Here is a 635-nt window from a genome sequence, read left to right on the forward strand (position 1 = left end):
GGCTTCGGCTGCCGGCTGTTGATCCTCGGCGGTCGGCGCATCGTCGATATCAAGCTCGAAATTGTCGTCGAACGCTTCCTGCGCGACGAATTCGGGAGCATCGTCATTGGCATCGGTGACGTAAGCGGCCTCGGCAGGCGCTTCGGCAGCCACCGGCTCGTCGACCGGCGCGTGATCGATCTCGAATTCGTCCTCAAAAGCCCGCAGATCGGCATCGTCAGCGGCATAGGCGGCCTCGGCGGGGGCCGGCATCTCATCGGCTTCAGCCGGCTCTTCGGCCTGCGCTTCGAAATCCGTGTCGACATCGGCCATCGACTCGTCGAAATGACCGGAAAAGTCCTCCTCGGGGACCGCCTGGTCGGCAGCCGCCTGCACAGGCGCTGCATATTCGGCAACGGCCGGCGCGGCATGATCCTCCGCTGGGCCATGCCCGTCGAGCGTCAACTCGTCCTCGAGCGACAGAGAAACCGAATGTTCGAGATCGTCATCGAAAGCGGCTTCGGCCACTGGCGCGGCAGCTTCGACGAGGTTGTGGTCGGCCGCCTCCACCGCCTCATTGCCGCCCGGGAATTCGCGATCGAGCGACGCGGCAAGCTCGTCGTCCATCGGCAGATCGTCATCGAGCGGCGAGACGT

General features: G+C 64.9%; 1 pseudogene. It reads right to left on the reverse strand.

Annotated features, from left to right (window positions below):
- Window positions 1–444, reverse strand: a pseudogene (locus EN780_RS40010) (hypothetical protein); the annotation flags it as partial.
- Between the last annotated feature and the right edge of the window lie 191 nt (window positions 445–635).

Source organism: Mesorhizobium sp. M4B.F.Ca.ET.089.01.1.1 (assembly GCF_004022605.1).
Lineage (GTDB): Bacteria > Pseudomonadota > Alphaproteobacteria > Rhizobiales > Rhizobiaceae > Mesorhizobium > Mesorhizobium abyssinicae.